Genomic DNA, 20,089 nt, shown 5'->3' on the forward strand with positions numbered 1-20,089 from the left:
ACCCTCGGAGGCGAGCCCCGGCACTCCCGCCGGGACCCGAACAGACCTACGGAGCTCCCGATGTCCCAGCCCGCCGACCGTTCCGCCCCGCCTATCAGCGCCGAAATGCGGGAGCACGCCAAGCAGAACCCCAACAGCTGGCTGTACATCGCCGATCCCGGCTACGCCGCCGAAGGCGAGGAGGTGCCGCCGGAGGGCATCGTGGGCGCCTACCGCATCGACGCCGACGGCGAGATCGACGAGGACTTCCAGTTCAACGACAAGTACCAGCCGTCCGAGATGACGACGAACCAGCTGGAACCGGCCAACGAGCTGGAGCACGTGCTGGTGCGGATCGCCGCCGGCCAGCTGCCGGAGTCCGAGCTGCCCGCGGCGGTGCTCGACGGCGAGGTGCTGCTCTACGCGCCGAGCGCGGACGACCCGATGCTCTACACCGCGGAGCTGTCCGACGGCAGTCAGCTGGTGCCGGCCTGCACCTCGGCCGCCCGGGTTCCCGCGGACTGGCCGGGATTCCGCCGGGTGCCCGGGTCCGTGCTGCCGGATCTGCTCGGCGGCCTCGACCTGGGCCTGAACATGCACGACGCGATCCAGGCCGTGATCCCGAACCGCGTCCTGACCGAGGCCGCCGAGAAGCGCGGCTGAGAGCGGTGGCCGGAGCCGGGCGAGGTGCCTAGCCTCGGCAGTGTGACGGGCGATCAAGGACCAGGGCTCATCGAGGACTACGCCCTGCTGTCCGACCTCCGCACGGCCGCGCTGGTCGGCAAGGACGGTTCGATCGATTGGCTCTGCCTGCCCCGCTTCGACGCGCCGTCGTGCTTCGCGCGCCTGCTCGGCGACGGGCGGGACGGCCACTGGCAGATCGCCCCGACCGCGCCGGTGCACGAGGTTCGCCGCCGGTACCGGGACAACTCCCTGGTGCTGGAGACGGAATTCCGCACCGACGGCGGGGCGATCCGGTTGATCGACAGCATGCCGCCGCACGAGAAGAACCAGCACGACCAGCCCTGCCTGGTGCGGATCGTCGAAGGCATCGACGGCGAGGTGGACGTCAAGCTCCGCTGGGTGGTCCGCTTCGCCTACGGCGACGCGGTGCCCTGGGTGCGCCGGGTGCGTGAAACCGAGCCGGTGCTGGACGAATACATCCTCGCCGTCGCCGGCCCGCACACCGCGGTGCTGCGCGGCGACGTCCTGCCGCAGCGCGCGCATCACGAGCGGGCGCACGAGCTGGTGCTCACGGTGCGCGCCGGGCAGCGGCTGTCCTGGGTGATGCAGTGGTCGCCGGACGCGCGGGACCTGCCCGCGCCGATGGATCCGGAGCAGGAAGTCCAGGACAGCGAGGACTTCTGGCGGGAGTGGACCGGGAAGATCAGCTACGACGGGCCGCACTCGGCCGCCGTGTACCGATCGCTGGCCACCCTCAAGGCGCTGACCTACGCGCCGACCGGCGGTGTCATCGCCGCGCCGACCAGCTCGCTGCCGGAAGCCCTGCCGGGCAACCGGAACTGGGACTACCGCTACTGCTGGCTGCGCGACGCCACCTTCGTCCTGCTGGCGCTGGAGAACTTCGGCTGCTCCGAGGAGGCCGCGGCGTGGCGCGACTGGCTGGTGCGCGCGGTCGCCGGCGATCCCGCGGACCTGCAGATCATGTACGGCGTCAACGGCGAGCGGCACATGGTGGAGTGGGAGGCCGACTGGCTGCCCGGCTACCGCGGCACCGGGCCGGTGCGGATCGGCAACGCCGCCTTCCGGCAGACCCAGCTCGACGTCTACGGCGAGGTGCTGGACATGCTGCACCTGGCCCGCGAGCGCGGGCTGCCGGAGAGCGAGGAGACCTGGGCGTTGCAGCGCGGCATGCTGCGGCACCTGGAGAAGATCTGGCAGCAGCCGGATCGCGGGCTGTGGGAGGTGCGCGGCCCGGAGCGGCACTTCACGCATTCGCGGGTGATGGTCTGGGTGGCGTTCGACCGGGCCGTCCGCGCCGTGGAGGAGGACGGGCTGCCGGGGCCGGTGCAGCGGTGGCGGACGATCCGCGACACGGTGCGCGCGGAGGTCCTGGATCGGGGCTGGAACCCGGAGGTCGGCGCGTTCACCCAGTACTACGGCGGGACGGCGCTGGACGCGGCCACGCTGCTGATGCCGTCGGTCGGGTTCCTGCCCGGCGACGACGAGCGGGTGGTGCGCACCGTCGAGGCGGTGCAGCGCGAGCTGCAGCACGACGGGGTGCTGGTCGACCGGTACAGCACCGGTGATCGGCGCAGCGAGGTCGACGGGTTGACCGGGCGGGAGGGCGCGTTCCTGGCCTGCTCGTTCTGGCTGGTCGACGCGCTGGCCTACGGCGGGCGGCGCGCGGAGGCCGAGCGGATGTTCGCCGAGTTGGTGGGCCTGACCAACGACTTGGGCCTGTACGCGGAGGAGTACGACGGCGCGAACGGCCGGTTCACCGGCAACTTCCCGCAGGCGTTCAGCCACCTGGCGCTGGTGAACTCGGCGGCGATCCTCTTCGGCGGCATCACCCGGGACCGCAAGAGCCGCCGCAACGGCCCCGCCACGACCACCTGAGCCCCGCACCTCGTGCAGTTTCAATGGAAACTGCACACCTGGTTTCCGTGAGGTTTTCCCAACCTCGTTCTGCGTGGCGGTGCGGGTAGCGGAACCTCAGAACCCGCGGCGGTGCCAGTGTCGTAGGTGGGCTATGCGCCTGCGGCGCATGCGACACCCCATCGACGCACAGCTTCGCGACCCGCGGCTGCGGGCCGACCAGGATGAAAACGCTCCATTGAAACTGGCTCCCAGTTTCAATGGAAACTGAGTACCGTCGGCGTGTCACAGCACGACACGCCGGTGGTTGTGGACAACTTCCCCAATTTCAATGGAAATCGGACCTTCGATTTCCATTGAAATTGCGGCAGAACCCGGGGAGGCAGGGGCCGGGTGGGTGTCAGCCGAGGTGGTCGGTGATGAACGTCGTTATCTCCGCTGGGGATCCCGGGCGGGCGAAGAGGTAGCCCTGGCCCGTTTCGCAGCCGATGTCCGCCATCCGGCGGGCTTGGGCCTGGGTCTCCACACCTTCGGCCGTGACCGTCAGCCCGAGCGCGTGCGCCAGGTCCACCAGCGTTCCGACGATGCGCGCATCGACCGGGTCGGCCCGCTCCGCGTCCCGCAGGCCCTCCATGAACGAGCCCGCGATCTTCAGCTCGTGCACCGGGAGGTGGCGCAGGTAGGCCAGGTTCGAGTACCCGGTGCCGAAGTCGTCGATGGCGATCCGCACGCCCATCCGGGACAGCGCGCGCAGCGCGTCCAGCGGCTCGTCGGCGGTGCCCATGATCGCGCTCTCGGTGAGCTCCAGCTGCAGCCGCGACGGCGCCAGACCGGTCTCGGCCAGGATCTCCGCCACGTCGGACACCAGGTTCGGGTCCCGCGACTGCCGGACCGCCAGGTTGACGCTGACGAACGGCGCCGCCGACCCGAATTCGTCCTGCCACTGCTTCGCCTGCCGGCAGGCCTGCCGCAGCACCCAGCGCCCCAGCGGCACGATCAGCCCGGTCTCCTCGGCCAGCCCGATGAACCGGTCCGGTCCCAGCCGCCCCAGCTCCGGGTGCGCCCAGCGGACCAGCGCCTCGACGCCGACGACGTTGAAGTCCCGCAGCCCGATCAGCGGCTGGTAGTCCACGTAGAACTCGTCGCGCTCCAGCGCGGCGGGCATCTTCGCCGACAGGTGGAACTGCGCGACCTCGGTGGCGTTGCGGTCCGGGTCGAACAGCGCCCACCGGCCCTTGCCCTCGGACTTCGCCCAGTACAGCGTCACGTCGGCGTCGCGCATCAGCTCGGCCGCGGTCTGCCCGGACACCGGCCGCTCGACGATGCCGATGCTGGCCGACACGGACAGCTCGTGGCCGCCGATGCGGATCGGCCGGACCAGCGCGTCGAGCACGGTGTCGGCGACCTCGACGGCCTGGTCGGTGCCGAACGAGTTCTGGATCACGATCACGAACTCGTCGCCGCCCATCCGCGCGACGAGCCGGTCGTCGCCGTGCACCGCGGTGGCGAGCCGGTCGGCGACCGCCCGCAGCAGGTCGTCGCCGACGTGGTGGCCGAGGCTGTCGTTGATGACCTTGAACCCGTCGAGGTCCATGTAGCACAGCGCCACCCGTTCGTCGGGTTCGTGCTGTTCGAGGATCGTGGTGAGCCGCTCCAGGAACAACGCCCGGTTGGGCAGCCCGGTCAGCGGATCGTGCATCGCCTGGTGACGCAGGCGTTCCTGCAGCATCCGGCGGTCGGTGACGTCCTCGATCAGCGCGACCTGGTACAGCGGGAGGCCGTCCTCGCCGCGGACCAGGGAGACGATCAGCTCGGTCCACACGGTGCCGCCGTCGGGGCGGACGAACCGCTTCTCCACCCGGAACTGGTCGCGTTCGCCGCGGACCAGTTCCTCGTACAGCCGCCAGGTGCTGTCGGGATCGTCCGGGTGCATCATGTCCTGCACCAACATCCGGCGGAGTTCCTCGCCGGGCCGGCCCATGATCCGCACCAGCGAGTCGTTCACCTCGAGGATCCGGCCGGTCATGTCGCCGATCCCGATGCCGATCGCGGCCTCGGCGAAGATCGCGCGGAACCTGGCTTCGCTGGTGCGCAGGGCCTGTTCGACGGCATCGCGCGCGTCCAGCACGGCCTGCCTGATGGCCTCCTGCTCGTCCAGCGTCCGCTTGCGCGCGGCCTGCACGAAGCCGGCGCACAGCGCGCCCTGCAGAGCGGCGACGCGTTCGCGCCAGATCGGACCGTCGTCCAGGTGCAGGACGTCGAGGATCTCGTCGCCGATGAGGTCGATCGTGCGGCCTAACGACTCCGCGCTGGTGAAGTGCACGGCGACCAGGTCGACGCCGACCGACCGCGCGGGGGACGGGTCGAACGGCTCGCCGAGCAGCGCGTCGACCAGCCGGTCGGTGTAGCCGTACAAGCGGCCTTCCACCTCCGCGCTGGTCATCGGTACGTAACTGGTGCCCATCATGGCCTGCGCCCAAAAGGCGGCAAAGCGTCGTCGATCGGCTCGGTTCACCTCGGCGACCACCTCGTGAGCGCTGGGCACCGGCGCTGTCCAGCCAGTCATGCCTGGGGCGCCCTCCACTCGTCCTACTCGCCTGGGCCGTTCGTTCGGAGCATACGACCGGACCGGTCCAGCGGTCGAACATCAGGTACGGCACCCGGGGTAGGCGCTCACCTCATTCGAGCAGGCCATACAGGGGGCCTCACCCGGCGGGCGACTACCGTCCGCAACCAGTCGATCGCCAGAGCGCGGCTGCCGTGATAGATCTGATGTTTTCGACGCACAGCCCCGCCGAGAGGTTGTGCGCGGCCCGGAACTCCACCCTGGAGACCACTCGGTTCACTTGCGGTGTCCGGATTGAGCCATTCTGGTTAAAAACTAACACAAGATCTACATCTTTGGAAAACCATTCGCCACACTTTCGGGGCAGGACGCGTGGTCCCCCGACGACGCACCGCAACTACACCCCCGAGAGGCATCGATGAACCTTCCGAGTGGACGTGGTCGCCGATTACCACTGGTCTCCTTAGTATCGGTTGCCTGCGCAGGCGTTCTGCTCCTGTGCTCGCCAGCGCAAGCCAGCACACCCCTTCCGGGAAGGGAAAGCGCGATGAGCACGCAGGTGACCGGCGAACCACCGAGCGGAACCGAGACCGACACCCCGATGGGCTCGCAGATCCGCAAGCACGAGGGCGGCGGCGATGATCCGCTGCTCACCCCCGTCGTCGATCCGCTGGCCACGGTTGCCGGCATGGACGTCAGCGGCCACCAGGGCAACGTGGACTGGAACTCCTGGTGGGGCCAGGGCATGCGGTTCGCCTACGTGAAGGCGACCGAGGGCACCGGCTACAAGAACCCGTACTTCGCCCAGCAGTACAACGGCTCCTACAACGTGGGCATGATCCGCGGCTCGTACCACTTCGCGCTGCCGGACCGCTCCAGCGGCGCCGCGCAGGCCAACTACTTCGTGGACAACGGCGGCGGCTGGTCCAAGGACGGCAAGACGCTGCCGGGTGCGCTGGACATGGAGTACAACCCGTACGGCTCCACCTGCTACGGCAAGACCAAGAGCGGGATGACGGCCTGGATCAAGGACTTCAGCGACACCTACCACTCCCGGACCGGGCGCTGGCCCGTCATCTACACCAGCACGAGCTGGTGGAACCAGTGCGTGGACGGCGACTTCAGCTCGACGAACCCGCTGTGGGTCGCCCGCTACGCGAGCACCGTCGGCCAGCTCCCCTACAACTGGGGCATCTGGACGATCTGGCAGTACACGTCGTCGCCACTGGACAAGAACACGTTCAACGGCGCTTACGACCGCCTCCAAGCGCTGGCCAACGGCTGACGCCAGAACCCGCGCGGTGCCGGCGAGCCCGGCACCGCGTCGTGCGGTTCGGGGGTGGGTGGCGGTTCCGAGGTGAGGCGAGGCACCGAATCCGCGCATGCGCCGAGTGCTGCGCTCCGCGCAGGGCAGAATCCCTCGCATGGGTGAGCGCAAGATCGGGTTGGTCGCGACCATCGCCGTCGCCGTCGTGGTGTTCGCCGGCGCCAGCGTCGCATTGCTCATCTTCGATCCGCGGACCACCGGCGCCGATGCCCTGCGAACCGGCGGGCTGGCGGCCGGATCGGTGGTCGCGCTCTACGCCCTGTGGCTCAACGACCGGCGGCGACGCGTCGAGGAGAAGCGGCAGGAGCTCGACAGCCAGCGGCAGGAGCTGGATCGGCAGCGGTACGCGCTCGAACAGCAGCGGCAGGCCCTGGAAGACCGGCGGACCGACCAGGATCGGGACCGCGCCGCCGATGAGCGCTTCGCGCGGTCGGTCGAGCTGCTCGGCAACGACGCCGACCAAGTGCGGGTCGGCGCCATGCACGCCCTCGCCGGGCTCGCCCGCAGCAATCCCGACTACACCCAGACCGTCCTCGACGTGCTCTGCTCCTACCTGCGGCGCCCGTTCGAGCATCCGAAGTGGACACCGCCCTCGGAGTTGCCGGCGGATCCTGTCGATTGGCCGGAGGTCAGCCCCGAGCTGGAGGGCGAACGGTACGTCCGGCAGACGGCGCAGCGCCTGATCCAGGACCTGTTGCCCAGCACCGCCGACCCGGATCCGGCGATCTACGAGCTCGACCTGACCAGGGCTTGGCTGGAGCGGTTCGACCTGTCCGACCGGGTCGTGGGCCGCATCGCCGCCTACCGATGCCGGTTCCGGTACACCACGAACCTCAACCGCGCCGTCTTCCACGGCTCGGTGCACCTCCGCGACAGCGTCTTCGTGGGGCGGATCAGGGCGGAGGAGACCCGGTTCCGGCAGCGGCTGGAGCTGCGCGGGATCGTCACGCACGGGCCGGTCGGTTTCGAGCGCGCCGAGTTCGAAGGTGCCGTGGACCTCAAGGGAGTCGTGTGCCGGGAAGGCGTGTACTTCGACGGCGCGGTGTGCACCGCACCGCTGGACCTCCGCCGCGCACGCTTCCTCGGCAGAGCCGACCTGCACTTCGCCGAGCCCGCCCCGACGGCGCAGCTCGACGACATCGAGATCGCCGGGTGGTCGCGGCTGCCGGGTGCCTGGCAGGTTCCGGGAACCGATCACGCAGTCGATCTCACCGGGCAGAATCCCTCGCATGGGTGAACGCAAGATCGGGTTGATCGCGACCATCGCCATCGCCGTCGTGGTCCTCGTCGGCGTCAGCATCGCCTTGCTGGTCTTCGATCCCCGGACCACCGGCGCGGATGCCCTGCGAACCGGCGGGCTGGCCGCCGGTTCGGTCGTCGCGCTCTACGCGCTCTGGCTCAACGACCGGCGCAGGCGCGTCGAGGAGGAGCGGCAGAAGACCGAGCGGCAGCGCCACGAGTTGGAGAACCGCCGGGCCGACCTCGACCGCGACCGGGTCGCCGACGAGCGCTTCGCCCGCGCCGTGGAACTCCTCGGGCACGAGGCCGATCAGGTCCGGGTCGGCGCGCTGCACGCCCTCGCCGGGCTCGCCCGCAGCAATCCCGACTACACCCAAACCGTCCTCGACGTGCTCTGCTCCTACCTGCGGCGACCGTTCTGGCACCACCGCCACAGCGATAACGCCCCGGCGTCCGCCGGAACCCCTTTGAACACCTACGGCGACGGGCCGGTGCAGTGGTCCCGGGAGGCGAAGGACGGGGCCGAGCGGAAGCTGCAGGTGCGGCTGACCGCGCAGCGGCTCATCGCCGACCTGCTCCCGGCCGCCGGTGACGAGGCCGCCCCGGCCTACGACCTCGACCTCACCAACGCCTCGCTGGAGTACTTCGACCTGTCCGACCGGAAGGTCGGGTCGTTGCTCCTGCGGTACGGGAAGTTGTTCAGCGACAACAACTTCAGCCGCTGCGAGTTCCACGGCGACGTGTGGTTCACCGGCACGGCGGTCGGCGCCGGGCGGCTGTACGGGCGGTTCCGCTGCGACGACGCGGTTTTCCACCAGCGCGCCTGGTTCCCCGGGGTCGAGTTCAACGGCCGGTCGAGCTTCCGGCGGACCCGCTTCCACGGCCAGACGAGGTTCGCCGACAGCCGGTTCGCCGGCTCGGTGTTGATGACGCAGGCGGAATTACACGGCCCGGCCGATTTCCGCGCGGTCCACTTCGAGCATGACGCCGACCTGAGCGGCGCGACGTTCCACGCCGAGGTCCAGCACACCGGCATCACGACCAGCCCGGACCGCGATGTCGTCCTCCCCGACGACTGGCAGGTCGCGAGCGCGTAGCGCGAGAAGGGGTGGCCGGGCGCCGGGTCGGGGGCGGAGCGCCCGGCCACCATGCGGTCCGGCGAGGGGAGGGAGTTCGCCGGACCTGGTCTCGGTCAGATGCGCAGGCGCGCAAGGGTTTCGGTGTTCAGGCAGTGCCGCCCGGTGGACTCCGCCTCCCGTTGTCGCTCGGCCTCGACCTCTTCGATCAGCTGCCACACGTTCAACGCGCCATCGCCCGCGCCGGCGTGCTGCGCGCGCGGAGCGCGGACCAGCAACATGCTCGCGATCAGCACGTTGACCAGGACCAGAGTGCTCACCTGAAGCCAGAACATTGGTTTCCCCTTGCTGTTGAAGTCGACGTTTCCGCAGGTCATCAGTCGTGAGTGGCAATGGCTGCCATGGCGGCCACAGCCGCTCACGACCACCGGGCGCTGATGCGCCGCCAGCAGTCCATGCAGGTGTCCTCGTTGATCCACTCCAGCTCTCGCGGCAGCCGCTGCACCTGCCACGCCGCCACCTCCACGCCGCAGAACGACGTCACCGACGCATACGGCTCCGCCCGCTTCGCAGCCACGCTGAACGCATGACGACCAACCCCCACCGGCCGCCAAAACCAGTCCACACCAGCCTTTTCGAACATCCCCGCCTCCTTGTCTCTGGGACAAAGATGGCGTGGTCCTTGTCCCAGAGACAAGCCATATGACCACATTGAGTGATCACTTGACCATCTAGAGTGAAGACATGGCGAACACCGCGAAAGCGCGTGGACTTGGCGCAGAACTCCGGGAACTCCGCAAGGAAGCCGGGCTCACGGTCCGTGGACTCGAAGAGCGGCTGAGCTTCTCGCGTTCCACCATCAGCCGCATCGAGCGCGGCGACAAGGTACCGAGCGCCGAAGATCTCGGCGCAATACTCGCCATCTACAACGTGACCGGCAAGCGCCGCAAGGAACTCGTCCAGATGGCCAAGGACGCCGATGAGCCGAACTGGACCGAGATCGGTGATCCAGGAATCCCGCGCCAACTCGCCGCGCTCCTCGAGTTCGAGCGCGAAGCGACTCGCATCAGCATGGTTGCCCTGAACAGGATTCCCGGCCTGCTTCAGACCAGGGACTACGCACTGGCCGTTCTTCAATCTGGCGGGATCCCGCCAGAACAGATCGAAACCTTGGCACGAGTCCGGATAAGCCGCCAGGAGATTCTCACCCGAGCTAATCCCGTGGAACTCCTTGTACTGCTTGACGAAGCCGCGCTACGCAGGCCCGTTGGCGGCAGGGCGATCATGGCCGACCAGACCAGGAAGCTTTTGAAGGCGACCGAAACCGAGAACGTGGTCGTTCAAGTCCTTCCTTTCGATCTCGGCGGACACATCGGCCAGGACGGTTCACATGTCATCTACGAGTTCGCCAAAGCGGACCCGATCGTCCATCTGGAGCACCGCCGCTCAAGCCAGTTCCTCGACGAGGTCGCGGATACGAGTGACTTTCGCAAGGTCACGGATACGCTACGCGAGCTAGCACTCAGCCCTTCTGAATCGGCTGCGCTGATCACGGCGTACGCCGCCGACCTGGAGGAATGATGACCTTCGAGTTCACCAGCTGGCGTAAGTCCAGCTACTCCGGCACTCAAACCGAATGCGTCGAAGTCGGGTGGCGAAAGTCCAGCTATAGCGGGCCGAACAACAACTGCGTCGAGGTCGGCCTCGGGGTCGACGCCGTTGGGGTGCGGGACACGAAAGATCGCGACGGTGGGCACTTAGCCGTGCCGGTGCCGAGCTGGCAGCGGTTCATCGGCGCCGTCAAGGGCGGCGTCTTCGACCGCTAGCGGATGCGCGAACGGCCCGTTCGCCTCGATAGACGAGGTGAACGGGCCGTTCGCGTCAACCCTGGATCAGCCGAACAGCTTGGGGAGGGTGCCTTCCCAGGCTTCGCGCAGCTCCGCCAGCGGGATGTCCGCCACGTCCTGGATGTCGAGCGACTGCGCGCCCGCGTCCGCGACGCCGACCTTGGCCCACGGGAGGCCACGGGCCGAGCACATGTCCGTGAAGCGGAGCTCCTCGGTGCGCGGCACCGCCACCAGGATCCGGCCCGCCGACTCGGAGAACAGCCAGACGAACGGGTCCACGCCCTCCGGCAGGACCACCCGGGCGCCGCACTCGCCGACCAGCGCCGTCTCCACCAGCGCCTGCGCCAGGCCGCCCTCGGAGAGGTCGTGCGCCGCCGAGATCATGCCGTCGCGGGAGCCCGCGAGCACGATCTCCGCCAGCAGCTTCTCGCGCGCCAGGTCGACCTTCGGCGGCACGCCGCCGAGGTGGTCGTGGGTGACGCGCGCCCACTCCGAGCCGCCGAGCTCCTCGTGCGTCTCGCCGAGCAGCAGCAGCGTTTCGCCTTCCTCGCCACCGATTCCGGTGGGGATGCGGCGGGTCACGTCGTCGATCGTGCCCAGCACGCCGACCACCGGCGTCGGCAGGATCGGCTTCGCGCCGGTCTGGTTGTAGAAGCTGACGTTGCCGCCGGTCACCGGGATGCCCAGCTCCTGGCAGGCGTCGGCCAGGCCGCGCACCGCCTGCTGGAACTGCCACATCACCGCCGGATCCTCCGGCGAACCGAAGTTCAGGCAGTTGGTGACCGCCACCGGCGTGGCACCGGTGGTCGCCACGTTGCGGTAGGCCTCGGCCAGCGCCAGCTGCGCGCCCGCGTACGGGTCGAGCCGGGTGTAGCGGGCGTTGCAGTCGGTGGCGACCGCGATGCCGCGCCCGGTCTCCTCGTCGATGCGCAGCACGCCGCCGTCCGACGGCTGGGCCAGCACGGTGTTGCCGCGCACGTACCGGTCGTACTGGTCGGTGACCCACGCCCGGGAGCACAGGTTCGGCGACGCCGCCATCCGCAGGATCGTGTCCCGCAGCTCGTCCGATGTGGACGGGCGGGCCAGCGTGTTCGCGCTGTCCGCGACGATCAGGTCCTGCTCGGCGGGCCGCTCGACCGGCCGCTCGTAGACCGGGCCCTGGTGCGCGACGGTCCGCGGCGGCACGTCCACCACGAGCTCGCCGTGCCAGAAGATCTCCAGGTTCTCGCCGTCGGTGACCTCACCGATGACGTTCGCGGTGACGTCCCAGCGGCGGCACACCTCCATGAACGCGTCCACATTGGACGGATCCACGACCGCGCACATCCGCTCCTGCGACTCGCTGGAGAGGATCTCCGCCGGGGTCATCCCGGTGGCGCGCAGCGGGACCTGGTCCAGGTCGACCCGCATGCCGCCGTCGCCGGCCGACGCCAGCTCCGACGTGGCGCAGGACAGGCCCGCGCCGCCGAGGTCCTGGATGCCCACGACCAGCCCGGCGTGGTACAGCTCCAGGCAGCACTCGATGAGCACCTTCTCGGCGAACGGGTCGCCGACCTGGACGCTGGGCAGCTTCTTGCGGCCGCCGCCGCTCTCGTCGCCGTCGAACGTCTCCGACGCGAGCACCGACACGCCGCCGATGCCGTCGAGGCCGGTGCGCGCGCCGAACAGGATGATCTTGTTGCCCTTGCCGCTGGCGTGCGCCAGGTGCAGGTCCTCGACCTTCATCACGCCGACGCACATGGCGTTGACCAGCGGGTTGCCCGCGTAGCACTCGTCGAAGACGACCTCGCCGCCGATGTTCGGCAGGCCCAGGCAGTTGCCGTAGCCGCCGACGCCCGCGACCACGCCGGGCAGCACGCGCTTGGTGTCCGGCGCGTCGGCCGGGCCGAAGCGCAGCGGGTCCGCCACCGCGACCGGGCGGGCGCCCATCGCCATGATGTCGCGGACGATGCCGCCGACGCCGGTGGCCGCGCCCTGGTAGGGCTCGACGTACGACGGGTGGTTGTGGCTCTCCAGCTTGAACGTGACCGCCCAGCCGTCGCCGATGTCGACCACGCCCGCGTTCTCGCCGATGCCCGCGAGCATCTTCTCGCGCATCTCGTCGGTGGTGGTCTCGCCGAAGTACTTCAGGTGCACCTTCGACGACTTGTAGGAGCAGTGCTCGCTCCACATCACCGAGTACATGGCCAGCTCGGCCTCGGTGGGCCGGCGCCCCAGGATCTCGCGGATCCGGGCGTACTCGTCGTCCTTCAGCCCCAGCTCGCGGAACGGCTGGTCGACGTCAGGGGTGGACTTCGCGTGGTCGACGCTATCCACATTCACGGTGCTAGTCACGCTGCCACCAGTGCATCCAGAACGGACAGGAACATGCCGAGGCCGTCGTCGGTGGGGCCGGTCAGCGGGTCGATCGCGTGCTCCGGGTGCGGCATCATGCCCGCGACCCGGCCGCGCGCGTCGGTGATGCCCGCGATGCCGCGCCGCGAACCGTTCGGGTTCTCGCCCGCGTAGCGGAACAGCACCCGGCCTTCGCCTTCGAGCTCGTCGAGGACGGCCTCGTCGGCCACGTAGTTGCCCTCGCCGTGCTTGATCGGGATCAGCAGCTCGGCGCCCGCGTCGTAGCGGGTGGTCCAGGCGCTGCTGTTGTTCTCCACCTTCAACCACTGGTCGCGGCAGACGTAGTGCAGGCCCGCGTTGCGGGTCAGCACTCCGGGCAGCAGCCCGGACTCGCACAGGATCTGGAAGCCGTTGCACACGCCGAGCACCGGCATGCCCTTGCGGGCTGCCTCGACGACCTCGGTCATGACCGGGGCGAACTTGGCGATCGCGCCGCAGCGCAGGTAGTCGCCGTAGGAGAAGCCGCCGGGGACGACCACCGCGTCCACGCCCTTGAGGTCGTGGTCGGCGTGCCACAGGGCGACCGATTCGGCACCGGCACGGCGCACCGCGCGGGCGGCGTCCACGTCATCGAGGGTGCCGGGGAAGGTGATGACGCCGATCTTCGCGCTCATGCTTCCACCCGGCGGACGGTCCAGTCCTCGATCACCGGGTTGGCCAGCAGCGTCTCAGCGATCTTGGCGAGCGTGGCGTCGTCGACGTCGTCGGCGACCTCCAGCTCGAACCGCTTCCCCTGGCGGACTTCGGTGATGCCGTCGAAACCGAGACGGGGCAGCGCGTTCGCCACCGCCTGTCCCTGCGGATCGAGGATTTCCTGCTTCGGCATGACGTCGACAACGACTCGGGCCACGGGTGCTGCTCCCGGTTTCCGTGCAGATCCGCCGGGACCCCGGCGGATGGCCAGCAGTACCGCCAAAGGGTAACTGAGCTGGGAGTTCACCCTGCCAGGCAGGGGCCGGAGGTGCGGCGTGGCTCACGACACCCTTCCCGTGATGTGTCTTGCGCCACATTTTTCGCACGTTGTCTAAACCTTTGGCCGATCGGACGTCTATTACGACCGGGGCACCGAAACCCGGGCCCCGCTTGCGGTTACCTAGGGGGAACGCACACCGATGCGCACAATCAAGACGCTGATGGCGGCCGGCCTGCTCGCCGGCCTCGCGCTGACCACCACCGTGCCGGCGATGGCAGCGCCGAGCCCCGGCCCGGCGGCCGTCGCGCCCGCCGAGAACGCGCTGCTGACCGCGGACAAGTCGCAGGTCCGGGCGGGCAACACGCTGGTCCTGCGGCTGGAACACGGCGCCGAAGGCGTCAACTGGATCTCGTCGGCGGCGTTCGTGCGCAACCGGGAACACCCGTTCGGCGCGGACGAGGGCCTGGCCCAGGTCGTGAACGACCGCGACGGCAACGCCGAGGCGGTGGCCACCATCGCCGACGTCGAGCCCGGCGAGTACACCGTGCACACCCGCATGGGCGGCGGCGCGGGCCCGACCATGAAGATCACCGTCACGAAGTGACGAGCCGGAAGATCACCGTCACGAAGTGACCAGCCGAGAGGGGCGTCCCCGGCCGGAGGCGCCCCTCTCGGGATTCAGCTGATCGCATAAACCCGTTCACCCGCAGCGAGAACCGTCGTGGTGCCCGAGCCGGTCGGGCAGGGTGCCCATATGCGGATCCTGGTTTTGGGCGGAACGGTCTTCCTCGGGCAAGCGGTGGCGGCCGAGGCTCTCCGGCGAGGGCACGACGTCGTCTGCGCGGCGCGCGGCACGGGCGGCAACATTCCCGACGGCGCGAAGCTGGTGACGGTGGACCGGGAGCAGGGCATCGGCTCGCTCGCCGGGGAACGGTTCGACGCCGTGGTCGACGTGGCGCGGAACTACCGGTGGGTGCAGGACGCCCTCGACGTCCTCGGCGCGACGGCCGGGCACTGGACGTTCGTGTCCACCATCAACGTGTACGCCGACAACGAGACGCCCGGCCTGAGCACCGACGCCGAACTGCTGGAGCCGATCACCGACTCCGAGGACGTGAGCACGGCCGAGTCCTACGGCGCGATCAAGGTGGCCTGCGAGAACGCGGTGCGCGACGCGGTCGGCGACCGGGCCTTCGTGCTGCGCCCCGGGCTGATCACCGGGCCGAACGACACCTCGGACCGGTTCGGCTACTGGCCGGCGCGGATGGCGCGCGGCGGTCGCGTGCTCGTGCCGGACGCCGACCACGCGACCCAGCACGCCGACGTGCGCGACCTGGCGGCGTGGATCGTGGACGCCGGGGAACAGGGCATCACCGGCACCTTCGACGGCACGAGCCCGACCACCCCGCTGAACGAACTGCTGGCGCAGATCGCCGAGCTGGTCGCGCCGCCGGGCACCGAACTCGTGGCCGTCGCGCCGGAAGACCTGACCGAGGCGGGCGTGCAGCCCTGGGCAGGCCCGAAGTCGCTGCCGTTCTGGCTGCCGGAAAGCCACCAGGGCATCGTCGCGCGCAACGCGCGCCCCAGCCTGGACGCGGGCCTGCGCATCCGGCCGCTCGCCGAGACGGTGTCGGCGGCGCTGGAGACCGAACGCTCACTGGGCCTGGACCGAGAGCGTCGAGCGGGGCTCACCCCGGAGGAAGAAGCCGAACTCCTCGCCACCCTCCCCCACCGGACCCGGTGACCTCGCCGAAGGCTCAGACACGGTGACCTCGGCACCGTGCCAGACGTCGTCACCCCACCCCCGCCGTCACCCACCCCCGCCGTCACCCCACCGCAGGTTCAGACGTGATGATCCCGGTGCAGTTTCGATTGAAACTGCGCATCATCGGCGTGTCGCACCCCGACACTCCGACGGCTGTGGACAACTCCCGCAATTTCAATGGAAATCGAAGGTCCGATTTCCATTGAAATTGCGGTCCCCAGGGGTGGGGAGTCGGCGTGGGAGGTGGGTCGACGGTCTTCCTTCCGAAGCCGGTCGAGCGTGGAAGAGTGGAGGTGCTCGCTCATCTAGGAGGAAACACCGTGCAGATCACCCACTTCGGACACGCGTGCGTGCTGATCGAGACCGACTCGGCGCGGCTGCTGATCGACCCCGGCACGTTCTCCGCCGACTTCGAAGACCTCCGCGACCTCGACGCCGTGCTGATCACGCACCAGCACTTCGACCACCTCGACCTCGACCGGCTCCCGGCCCTGCTCGCCGCCAACCCGAACGCCCGGCTGGTGGCCGACCCGGGCTCGGCGCCCGCGATCGCCGAGAAGGGCCTGGCCGCGACCACCGCGCGCCCCGGCGAGTCGCTGGAGCTGGGCGGCGCGTCGATCAACGTCGTCGGCGGCACGCACGCGGTGATCCACCCGGACATCCCGGTGATCGACAACATCGGCTACGTCGTCGACCACGGCGCCTTCTACCACCCCGGCGACTCGTTCTACGTGCCGGAACAGCGGATCGACGTGCTCGGCGTGCCGACCGGGGCGCCGTGGCTGAAGCTCTCCGAGGCGGTCGACTTCCTGCGCGCGGTGGCGCCGCGAGCGGCGGTGCCGATCCACGAAGCGGTGCTGGCGAACCCGAACATGCACTACCGCATGTTCGAGCAGCTCGGCCCGAAGGACACCGCCCTCGAAGTCCTGACCAAGGGAACCCAGACCGCGGTCTGACCCGGCAGCGGACGCCGAAGCGTCCCGAGGCGGGCCCGCCGGTTTCGCGCGAAACCGTCACCGGCCACGCGTGAGACCGCCGGTTTCGCGCGAAACCGGCATCCGCAGACTCGCTGGGCCCCGCAGCGGGAGCGACCAAAGCGGCGGTTTCGCGCGAAACCGGCATCTCCCCGGCGTGTTGCGCCTCGTGGCGGGACCGCAGGTTCAGTCGTCGTCGCGGTCGTCCTGGTCGTCGGCGTCGTGCTGGTCGTCCAGGTGGTCGTCGAGGCGGTCGTCCAGGTCGAGGCGGTCGTCCAGGTCGAGCTGGTCGTCGCAGTCGTCGAAGCGGTCGTCGACATCGTCGCGGTCGTCGTCGAACCGGTCGTCCGCGTCGTCGAACCGGTCGTCCGGGTCGTCGTCGAAGCAGACCGGGGCCGGTTGGGCGGCCGGGGGCTGGTCGACCGGGGTCGCCGCCCGCGGGGTTTCGACCGTGCCGGTGTCCGCGGCGAGCGCGGCTCCGGTTCCGCCGAGGCCCACCAGCGCTACCGCCGCCACCGCCGCGAGCCAGGTCCGCTTCGTGTTCCGAATCCGCATCGTCCTCGTCCTCCATTGGCCGCTTTCGCCTGACGAGAACCAGCTTGGGCGCCCACCGTGAGGCGACCCTGAAGGTCGAATGAAGGGGTTCTCATCCGCGGGCCGGCGTCGCGGAGCGGCGGGCGAACGAGGCATAGGTGACCGGCCGCGCGCCGTGGTGCAACGCCAGGTCCACGGCGTCCAGGAGCGCCTGCCTCGCGGCCGGTTTCCGCAGCTCGGCGGCGTCCATCGCGAGCCGGACCGGTCGCCCGCGGCGCGCTGCCCGCTCGACGCCCAGCACCAGTGCCCGGCACCACCACGGCTCCGCACGCTCGCCCGGGCCGAGCATCCGGATCCGCGCCCGGTGCACCTGGCCGGTCGTGAGGTCCCGGACCCCCATCGCGTCGGCGCAGACGGAGAATCCGCGCCGCTGCAGCGCGGTGACCGTGCCGGGCGAGGCGAGCCAGCGCGGCGGGATGAAGCTGTTCGTCCGCAGTCCGACCTGTTCGAGCACCGCCGACGCGGCCGCCAGCCGCAGCCCGGCTTCGTGCGCCGGCAGTTGGGCTGCCGGGGCGAGGCGAGCGCGCAGGCCCGGGGACAGGCGGGCGAAGCCGTGCAGGCTGATGGCATCGCGCCGCGCCAGGCGCTCGGCCACCCAGTGCAGCAGCGGGGACTGCGGGTTCCGCGCCTCGAGGTGATCCGGGCGCGGCGAGATCAGCAGGGACAGCGGGACCTGGCGGCGGTCCAGTTCCGCGGCGAATTCCGCGCACTGGTCCAGCACCCGGAGCCCAAGGCCGGACAACGACACGACGAGCGGCGTGCTCACGGTCCCTCATTCCGCCTGGTCCGGGTGTCCACGACCTGACGGCCAGGTGTCGCCCCGGCGCAAATCCGGCGAACCTCCACGCCGCCACTTTCGGCAGGCCAGGTCCCGGCGCGACGCCGACACGCCGACGCATACTCCGACCGGGGGAAGGCAGCGCCTCCCGAGTTGTGCGGGGTTACTGCGTGGGGGCGAGCCAGTCCGCGAAGGAACGGCCGGTGATCCGCTCGTACGCCTCGACGTAGCGGGCGCGCGTGGCGTCGAGGACGTCGGCCGGCAGCGGGGGCGGCGGGGTGTCCGAGGCGCGGTCCCAGCCGGACGCCGGCGAGGTCAGCCAGTTGCGCACGTACTGCTTGTCGAACGACGGCTGCACCTTGCCCGCCTCGTACCCGTCCGCCGGCCAGTACCGCGACGAGTCGGGCGTGAGCACCTCGTCGCCGAGCACCAGCGAACCGTCCCCGGCCAGGCCGAACTCGAACTTGGTGTCCGCGAGGATCACGCCGCGACCGCGCGCGTGCTCCGCCGCCCGGCGGTAGACGAGCAGCGTCAGGTCGCGCAGCTCCGCGGCGCGCTCCGCGCCCAGCTGCGCGGCGACCGCATCGAAGCTCACGTTCTCGTCGTGCTCGCCGATCTCGGCCTTCGTCGCCGGGGTGAAGATCGGTTCCGGCAGCTCGGACGCCTCGACGAGCCCGTCGGGCAGCTGCACGCCGCACACCGCGCCGGTGCGCTGGTAGTCGGCGAGCCCGGAGCCCGTCAGGTAGCCGCGCGCCACGCACTCCACCGGCAGCATCTCCAGCCGCTTCACCAGCAGCGCGCGACCGCGCACCTCGCCGGGGATGCGCGGGTCGTCGGCGGCGACCAGGTGGTTCGGCATCACGTCGGCGAGCAGCTCGAACCAGAACACGCTCATCGCGGTCAGCACCCGGCCCTTGTCGGGGATCGGGGTGTCGAGCACGTGGTCGTACGCCGAGATGCGGTCGGAGGCGACCAGCAGCAGGTGTTCGTCGTCCACGGCGTGCAGCTGGCGAACCTTGCCGGCCGCGATCTGGGGGTAATCGGCGAGTGCAACCACGTGCGGATTGTCTCGCACCGGGGCCAGGGCACTCGCACGCGGGCCGGTGGTAAGAACCGGCGTGGGCCGTCCGGACCAGCCCCGATCGAGCACAGGAGGACTTCGTGACCGAGACATTCACCGACTGGCTCCGCCAGCGCAGCGAGCCCGACTGGACAGCGGTCGTCACGCACCCGTTCACCGGGGCCCTGTTCGACGGGCTGGTGCCGGTCGAGTCGATGCGCTCCTACCTGGTGCAGGACTACCAGTTCGTCGACGACTTCCTGGCGCTGCTGGGTTCCGCGCTGGCCAAGGCGGATCGCTACTCATCGCGGCTGGCGATCGCGGGCAGCATCGCCGTGGTCACCAGCGAGGAGAACACCTACTTCCAGCGCTCGTTCGACGCGCTGGGCGTCGGCGAGGCGGACCGGGTGCGCCCGGTGCTGGACGAGGCGACGGTGGCGTTCCGGGACGTGATGAACGACGCCAACGCGAACGGCAGCTACGCCGAGGTGCTGACGGTGCTGACCGTCGCGGAGTGGACCTACCTGGAGTGGGCGATGCGCGCGCCGGCCTCGCTGCCGGAGAACTTCGTGCACGCGGAGTGGATCACGCTGCACAACAACCCCGGTTTCCAGGGCTGGGTGCGGTGGTTGTGCGGCGAGCTCGACCGGATCGGCGCCGACCTGGACGAGCGCGAGCGGGCCCGCTGCCTGCGCGTGTTCCAGCAGACGACCCGCTGCGAGCTCGACTTCTTCAACGCCCACTGGAAGTGACGGCCTGATCGGGGCCCGCGCGGTGTCGCCACCGGGCCTGCCCTGAAAGGGGCGTGGGCCCTGCGGCGTGGGGTGGCGATTTCGCGTACATGGTTACCGGAGTTACACGCAAGTCAGACCCCGCCTGGCCTACTTCACCGCAGGTCAGCGGCGGTCAGAGCGAACCGCTACCCCCCCGTCATCGCAGGTCGGCCCGAGGGCGTGATTTCCGCTGGTCAACTGGGCGGCTAGGGGGAGCCGCCCCGCTGTCTGGGGGCGCACCCTCT

The 20,089-nt window shown here is 69.9% G+C and carries 20 protein-coding genes; 11 read left to right on the forward strand and 9 right to left on the reverse strand.

What is annotated here, in order from left to right; all coding sequences use genetic code 11:
* Positions 1 to 60: 60 nt before the first annotated feature.
* Positions 61 to 642, forward strand: coding sequence for a type VII secretion system-associated protein (locus tag AC07FN_RS19160; RefSeq protein WP_478396821.1), 582 nt, complete (start codon positions 61 to 63; stop codon positions 640 to 642).
* A 42-nt stretch (positions 643 to 684) separates the two neighbouring features.
* Positions 685 to 2,559: a glycoside hydrolase family 15 protein gene (locus AC07FN_RS19165; RefSeq protein WP_478396822.1), complete on the forward strand. Its 1,875-nt coding sequence runs from the start codon at positions 685 to 687 to the stop codon at positions 2,557 to 2,559.
* A gap of 379 nt (positions 2,560 to 2,938) precedes the next feature.
* Here AC07FN_RS19165 and AC07FN_RS19170 read toward each other — a convergent pair whose 3' ends face one another.
* Positions 2,939 to 5,104, reverse strand: a complete 2,166-nt coding sequence (locus AC07FN_RS19170; RefSeq protein ID WP_478396823.1) for a putative bifunctional diguanylate cyclase/phosphodiesterase — start codon at positions 5,102 to 5,104, stop codon at positions 2,939 to 2,941.
* Between the two features lie 547 nt (positions 5,105 to 5,651).
* Between AC07FN_RS19170 and AC07FN_RS19175 the strand changes: the two genes are divergently transcribed.
* The 3 genes from AC07FN_RS19175 to AC07FN_RS19185 all read left to right on the forward strand — a co-directional run bounded on the left by AC07FN_RS19175 (position 5,652) and on the right by AC07FN_RS19185 (position 8,767).
* Complete coding sequence (locus AC07FN_RS19175; protein WP_452613208.1) at positions 5,652 to 6,389, forward strand: lysozyme; 738 nt, start codon at positions 5,652 to 5,654, stop codon at positions 6,387 to 6,389.
* Between the two features lie 139 nt (positions 6,390 to 6,528).
* Positions 6,529 to 7,668: a hypothetical protein gene (locus AC07FN_RS19180; protein ID WP_478396824.1), complete on the forward strand. Its 1,140-nt coding sequence runs from the start codon at positions 6,529 to 6,531 to the stop codon at positions 7,666 to 7,668.
* Positions 7,661 to 8,767 (forward strand): pentapeptide repeat-containing protein, encoded by a 1,107-nt coding sequence (locus tag AC07FN_RS19185; protein ID WP_478396825.1) that lies wholly within the window; start codon positions 7,661 to 7,663, stop codon positions 8,765 to 8,767. Before AC07FN_RS19180 ends, AC07FN_RS19185 begins: the two co-directional genes overlap by 8 nt.
* Positions 8,768 to 8,862: 95 nt before the next feature.
* Here the strand turns inward: AC07FN_RS19185 and AC07FN_RS19190 are convergent, their stop codons facing one another.
* Together AC07FN_RS19190 and AC07FN_RS19195 are read right to left on the reverse strand one after the other, a co-directional pair.
* The gene (locus AC07FN_RS19190) at positions 8,863 to 9,081 is read right to left on the reverse strand and encodes a hypothetical protein (protein WP_358395605.1); all 219 of its coding nucleotides are present in this window, start codon (positions 9,079 to 9,081) and stop codon (positions 8,863 to 8,865) included.
* Between the two features lie 83 nt (positions 9,082 to 9,164).
* Positions 9,165 to 9,389, reverse strand: coding sequence for an HC3 family zinc finger protein (locus AC07FN_RS19195; RefSeq protein ID WP_478396826.1), 225 nt, complete (start codon positions 9,387 to 9,389; stop codon positions 9,165 to 9,167).
* A 101-nt stretch (positions 9,390 to 9,490) separates the two neighbouring features.
* On the opposite strand from AC07FN_RS19195, the gene AC07FN_RS19200 reads away from it, so the two are divergent.
* The gene (locus AC07FN_RS19200; protein ID WP_478396827.1) at positions 9,491 to 10,327 is read left to right on the forward strand and encodes a helix-turn-helix domain-containing protein; all 837 of its coding nucleotides are present in this window, start codon (positions 9,491 to 9,493) and stop codon (positions 10,325 to 10,327) included.
* Positions 10,324 to 10,572, forward strand: a complete 249-nt coding sequence (locus AC07FN_RS19205) for a DUF397 domain-containing protein (RefSeq protein WP_478396828.1) — start codon at positions 10,324 to 10,326, stop codon at positions 10,570 to 10,572. The genes AC07FN_RS19200 and AC07FN_RS19205 overlap by 4 nt, the downstream gene beginning before the upstream one ends.
* 66 nt (positions 10,573 to 10,638) lie before the next feature.
* Here the strand turns inward: AC07FN_RS19205 and purL are convergent, their stop codons facing one another.
* From purL to purS, 3 genes are read right to left on the reverse strand one after another with little or no spacing between them, the layout of a single operon-like run.
* On the reverse strand, positions 10,639 to 12,927 hold the full coding sequence (purL, locus tag AC07FN_RS19210) for a phosphoribosylformylglycinamidine synthase subunit PurL (RefSeq protein WP_478396829.1): 2,289 nt from the start codon (positions 12,925 to 12,927) through the stop codon (positions 10,639 to 10,641).
* Positions 12,924 to 13,601: a phosphoribosylformylglycinamidine synthase subunit PurQ gene (gene purQ / locus AC07FN_RS19215; RefSeq protein ID WP_478396830.1), complete on the reverse strand. Its 678-nt coding sequence runs from the start codon at positions 13,599 to 13,601 to the stop codon at positions 12,924 to 12,926. Before purQ ends, purL begins: the two co-directional genes overlap by 4 nt.
* On the reverse strand, positions 13,598 to 13,837 hold the full coding sequence (gene purS, locus AC07FN_RS19220) for a phosphoribosylformylglycinamidine synthase subunit PurS (RefSeq protein ID WP_452615189.1): 240 nt from the start codon (positions 13,835 to 13,837) through the stop codon (positions 13,598 to 13,600). Before purS ends, purQ begins: the two co-directional genes overlap by 4 nt.
* Before the next feature lie 262 nt (positions 13,838 to 14,099).
* On the opposite strand from purS, the gene AC07FN_RS19225 reads away from it, so the two are divergent.
* The 3 genes from AC07FN_RS19225 (at position 14,100) to AC07FN_RS19235 (ending at position 16,621) form a co-directional block, all read left to right on the forward strand.
* Positions 14,100 to 14,504: a hypothetical protein gene (locus AC07FN_RS19225; protein WP_478396831.1), complete on the forward strand. Its 405-nt coding sequence runs from the start codon at positions 14,100 to 14,102 to the stop codon at positions 14,502 to 14,504.
* A gap of 150 nt (positions 14,505 to 14,654) precedes the next feature.
* The gene (locus AC07FN_RS19230; protein ID WP_478396832.1) at positions 14,655 to 15,644 is read left to right on the forward strand and encodes an NAD-dependent epimerase/dehydratase family protein; all 990 of its coding nucleotides are present in this window, start codon (positions 14,655 to 14,657) and stop codon (positions 15,642 to 15,644) included.
* Positions 15,645 to 15,985: 341 nt separating this feature from the next.
* On the forward strand, positions 15,986 to 16,621 hold the full coding sequence (locus tag AC07FN_RS19235; protein ID WP_478396833.1) for an MBL fold metallo-hydrolase: 636 nt from the start codon (positions 15,986 to 15,988) through the stop codon (positions 16,619 to 16,621).
* Between the two features lie 204 nt (positions 16,622 to 16,825).
* On the opposite strand, the gene AC07FN_RS19240 is transcribed toward AC07FN_RS19235, so the two are convergent.
* From AC07FN_RS19240 to AC07FN_RS19250, 3 genes are all read right to left on the reverse strand, one after another.
* Positions 16,826 to 17,194, reverse strand: a complete 369-nt coding sequence (locus tag AC07FN_RS19240; protein ID WP_478396834.1) for an ATPase — start codon at positions 17,192 to 17,194, stop codon at positions 16,826 to 16,828.
* Positions 17,195 to 17,285: 91 nt separating this feature from the next.
* The gene (locus tag AC07FN_RS19245; RefSeq protein ID WP_478396835.1) at positions 17,286 to 17,999 is read right to left on the reverse strand and encodes a DUF2334 domain-containing protein; all 714 of its coding nucleotides are present in this window, start codon (positions 17,997 to 17,999) and stop codon (positions 17,286 to 17,288) included.
* A 175-nt stretch (positions 18,000 to 18,174) separates the two neighbouring features.
* Positions 18,175 to 19,068 (reverse strand): phosphoribosylaminoimidazolesuccinocarboxamide synthase, encoded by an 894-nt coding sequence (locus AC07FN_RS19250; RefSeq protein WP_478396836.1) that lies wholly within the window; start codon positions 19,066 to 19,068, stop codon positions 18,175 to 18,177.
* 104 nt (positions 19,069 to 19,172) lie between these two features.
* Between AC07FN_RS19250 and AC07FN_RS19255 the strand changes: the two genes are divergently transcribed.
* Positions 19,173 to 19,823, forward strand: a complete 651-nt coding sequence (locus AC07FN_RS19255) for a TenA family protein (RefSeq protein WP_478396837.1) — start codon at positions 19,173 to 19,175, stop codon at positions 19,821 to 19,823.
* Positions 19,824 to 20,089: the final 266 nt, after the last annotated feature.

The sequence above is a fragment of the Saccharopolyspora sp. NPDC045941 genome, from assembly GCF_056431445.1.

Bases quoted from the DNA above. Each gene is read 5' to 3' on its own strand.
- AC07FN_RS19185 (WP_478396825.1), top strand. From the start codon at position 7,661: ATGGGTGAACGCAAGATCGGGTTGATCGCGACCATCGCCATCGCCGTC.
- AC07FN_RS19205 (WP_478396828.1), top strand. From the start codon at position 10,324: ATGATGACCTTCGAGTTCACCAGCTGGCGTAAGTCCAGCTACTCCGGC.
- AC07FN_RS19225 (WP_478396831.1), top strand. From the start codon at position 14,100: ATGCGCACAATCAAGACGCTGATGGCGGCCGGCCTGCTCGCCGGCCTC.
- AC07FN_RS19230 (WP_478396832.1), top strand. From the start codon at position 14,655: ATGCGGATCCTGGTTTTGGGCGGAACGGTCTTCCTCGGGCAAGCGGTG.
- AC07FN_RS19160 (WP_478396821.1), top strand. From the start codon at position 61: ATGTCCCAGCCCGCCGACCGTTCCGCCCCGCCTATCAGCGCCGAAATG.
- AC07FN_RS19170 (WP_478396823.1), bottom strand. From the start codon at position 5,104: ATGACTGGCTGGACAGCGCCGGTGCCCAGCGCTCACGAGGTGGTCGCC.
- purQ (WP_478396830.1), bottom strand. From the start codon at position 13,601: ATGAGCGCGAAGATCGGCGTCATCACCTTCCCCGGCACCCTCGATGAC.
- AC07FN_RS19190 (WP_358395605.1), bottom strand. From the start codon at position 9,081: ATGTTCTGGCTTCAGGTGAGCACTCTGGTCCTGGTCAACGTGCTGATC.
- AC07FN_RS19195 (WP_478396826.1), bottom strand. From the start codon at position 9,389: ATGTTCGAAAAGGCTGGTGTGGACTGGTTTTGGCGGCCGGTGGGGGTT.
- AC07FN_RS19240 (WP_478396834.1), bottom strand. From the start codon at position 17,194: ATGCGGATTCGGAACACGAAGCGGACCTGGCTCGCGGCGGTGGCGGCG.
- AC07FN_RS19200 (WP_478396827.1), top strand. From the start codon at position 9,491: ATGGCGAACACCGCGAAAGCGCGTGGACTTGGCGCAGAACTCCGGGAA.
- AC07FN_RS19180 (WP_478396824.1), top strand. From the start codon at position 6,529: ATGGGTGAGCGCAAGATCGGGTTGGTCGCGACCATCGCCGTCGCCGTC.
- AC07FN_RS19175 (WP_452613208.1), top strand. From the start codon at position 5,652: ATGAGCACGCAGGTGACCGGCGAACCACCGAGCGGAACCGAGACCGAC.